The organism is Pseudomonas sichuanensis (genome assembly GCF_003231305.1).
GTDB classification, from domain to species: Bacteria; Pseudomonadota; Gammaproteobacteria; order Pseudomonadales; family Pseudomonadaceae; genus Aquipseudomonas; species Aquipseudomonas sichuanensis.
The window spans coordinates 1-2,824 of record NZ_QKVM01000115.1 but is presented as its reverse complement, the minus strand read 5'-3'; the positions used below and the strand labels follow the sequence as shown (position 1 = coordinate 2,824).

At 59.6% G+C, this 2,824-nt stretch carries 3 protein-coding genes; all 3 read left to right on the top strand.

From position 1 onward, the window contains the following. Positions 1-87: 87 nt before the first annotated feature. The 3 genes from DM373_RS28285 (at position 88) to DM373_RS29905 (ending at position 2,764) form a co-directional block, all read left to right on the top strand. Entirely contained in the window at positions 88-1,092 is a 1,005-nt protein-coding gene (locus DM373_RS28285) for an ArsJ-associated glyceraldehyde-3-phosphate dehydrogenase (RefSeq protein ID WP_110996602.1), read from the top strand. 9 nt (positions 1,093-1,101) lie between these two features. After that, entirely contained in the window at positions 1,102-2,334 is a 1,233-nt protein-coding gene (gene arsJ, locus DM373_RS28280) for an organoarsenical effux MFS transporter ArsJ (RefSeq protein WP_110996601.1), read from the top strand. Positions 2,335-2,413: 79 nt separating this feature from the next. Beyond that, positions 2,414-2,764, top strand: a complete 351-nt coding sequence (locus tag DM373_RS29905; protein ID WP_110996600.1) for a hypothetical protein — start codon at positions 2,414-2,416, stop codon at positions 2,762-2,764. Positions 2,765-2,824: the final 60 nt, after the last annotated feature.

The following is a 2,824-nucleotide window of genomic DNA, read 5'->3' as shown; positions in this document are numbered from 1 at the left end:
GATCCAGAACCCTGCGCACGTTGGGTATATCAACCAGTTCAGCGACACCCTCTGACCTTTCGCTAATCGCGATTCGAGAACAAGAACATGGCTATCAAAGTAGGTATCAATGGGTTTGGCCGTATTGGTCGCTTGGCGCTTCGCGCATCCTGGGACTGGCCGGAATTCGAGTTTGTGCAGATCAATGACCCGGCCGGTGACGCCGAGACCCATGCCCATCTGATCAACTTCGATTCGATCCACGGACGCTGGCACCGTGAAGCCTGCGCAGAGGGCGACGCGGTAGTGATCGAGGGCAAGCGCATCAAGGTCACCGCCAACAAGACCATCGCGGACACCGACTGGTCGGGCTGCGACCTGGTCATCGATGCCAGCGGCAAGATGAAGTCGGTAGCCGTGCTCCAGGCCTACCTGGATCAAGGCGTCAAACGTGTGGTCGTCTGCGCTCCAGTAAAGGAGAAAGGCGCACTGAACGTGGTGATGGGCGTCAACCAGCACCTGTTCGACCCGGCGCAGCATCGTATCGTCACCGCCGCTTCCTGCACTACTAACTGCCTGGCCCCGGTGGTCAAGGTGATTCACGAGAATTTGGGCATCCGCCACGGCTCGATCACCACCATTCACGACCTCACCAATACCCAGAGCATCCTCGATACACCGCACAAGGACCTGCGTCGTGCCCGTGCCTCAGGCATGAGCCTGATCCCGACCACCACAGGCTCGGCCACCGCAATCGCCGAGATCTTCCCCGAACTGCGCGGCAAGCTGAATGGTCATGCCGTGCGTGTACCGCTGGCCAACGCCTCGCTGACCGACTGCGTGTTCGAAGTGGAACGTGAGACGACGGCTGAAGAGGTCAACTCGCTGCTGAAAGCCGCTGCCGAAGGGCCGCTGAAGGACATTCTGGGCTACGAAGAGCGCCCCTTGGTGTCCATCGACTACCGCACCGATCCGCGGTCCTCGATCATCGATGCGCTGTCCACCCTTGTAGTCAACGGTACCCAGGTGAAGATCTACGCCTGGTACGACAACGAGTGGGGCTACGCCAACCGTGCCGCGGAACTGGCACGCTTAGTCGGCGCAGCGGAGTAAACGGCGATCATGAAGGCGTTGTCAGCCCTGTCTGCGGAAGTGCGTCAGTACCTGCTGGTTACCGGCAATTACTGGGCCTTCACCCTCACCGACGGCGCATTGCGCATGTTGGTGGTACTGCACTTCCATTCGCTGGGCTACACGCCGCTGCAGATTGCGGCGCTGTTCCTGTTCTACGAAGTGTTCGGCGTGATCACCAACCTCGTGGGTGGCTACCTCGGCGCCCGCCTGGGGTTAAACCGCACCATGAACATCGGCCTTGGCATGCAGGTCGTCGCCCTACTGATGCTCACGGTACCAGCAGCCTCGCTGACGGTGCCGTGGGTAATGGCCGCCCAGGCGCTCTCCGGCATCGCCAAGGACCTGAACAAGATGAGCGCCAAGAGCTCCATCAAGCTCCTGGTGCCGGACAGCCAGCAAGGCACCCTCTACAAATGGGTGGCCATCCTGACGGGCTCGAAAAACGCGCTCAAAGGCGTGGGCTTCTTCCTCGGGGGAGCACTGCTTGCGCTGCTCGGTTTCAGCCAGGCGGTACTGGCCATGGCGGCGGTGCTGGCCCTGATTTGGATCGGCAGTCTGATCCTGCTGAAAAAGGACTTGGGCAAGGCCAAGGCCAAGCCGAAATTCCGCGACATGCTGTCCAAGAGCCGGGCCATCAACATCCTCTCCGCCGCACGGCTGTTTTTGTTTGGTGCTCGGGATGTCTGGTTCGTGGTGGCTCTGCCGGTGTACCTGAACTCTGCGTTTGGCTGGGACTTCTGGCTGGTCGGTGGCTTCTTGGCCACATGGGTAATCGGCTACGGCATCGTCCAGTCGTTTGCCCCCCACATCACCGGCAAGAAGCGTGGTCATGTGCCAGACGGCCGAGCAGCCTTCATCTGGGCAATCGCCCTGGCCGGGCTACCTGCGCTCATCGCCGTGGGCCTGTCGGCAGGCTGGTCAGCGCAAGTAGTGCTGCTGGGTGGGTTGATGCTGTTTGGTGTGCTATTCGCGGTGAACTCATCGCTGCACAGCTACCTGATCGTCAGCTATGCCAAGGAAGATGGGGTCTCGCTGGATGTGGGCTTTTACTACATGTCCAACGCCCTGGGTCGCCTGGTTGGTACGCTGCTCTCGGGCTGGGTATTCCAAGCCTACGGGCTGGGAGCTTGTTTATGGATTTCCTCGGCCTTCATGCTACTCGCAGCCCTGATCTCTATTGCTTTACCCAAGCACGTTGAGGTGATTGCAACGTCGCAGTAGTAAACAGAAGTAATTGCGTTTTTCTTAAGTAAAGGCGCAGTTAATGCTGCGCTAACCAATATCACCTAAACTCGCCCCTATGATCCGCATCCTGCGACTGTTCACTATCCTGATGCTCGTACTTTCGCTTCCTCTCAACGGGATGGCGGGAGTCGACTCAGCCATCGAGCCTTGCCCCATGCAAACCATGGGCATGCAGATGATGGCAGGGATGGAGCACGACTGCTGTCAGGACCAGGATCAGGGGAAAACCTCTCAGCACGCCAACAAGGCCTGCAAAATCGGCCAGGAATGCAGGACCGCAAGCACATTGCAGGTCAGCATGCTCGAGCCCGCGCTCACCTTCTCGACTCCCCGCCCTGTCGATACCTATGGCGAAGGCCTTCTGACCAGGCCCCCCCCCGATCATTGGCGTCCTCCCCGCACCTGATTCCTTCGTGAACCTCACACCATTGTTCTGCCTCGGCGGCTGAACGATGACATGCGCCTG

Bases quoted from the DNA above. Each gene is read 5' to 3' on its own strand.
- DM373_RS28285 (WP_110996602.1), top strand. From the start codon at position 88: ATGGCTATCAAAGTAGGTATCAATGGGTTTGGCCGTATTGGTCGCTTG.
- arsJ (WP_110996601.1), top strand. From the start codon at position 1,102: ATGAAGGCGTTGTCAGCCCTGTCTGCGGAAGTGCGTCAGTACCTGCTG.
- DM373_RS29905 (WP_110996600.1), top strand. From the start codon at position 2,414: ATGATCCGCATCCTGCGACTGTTCACTATCCTGATGCTCGTACTTTCG.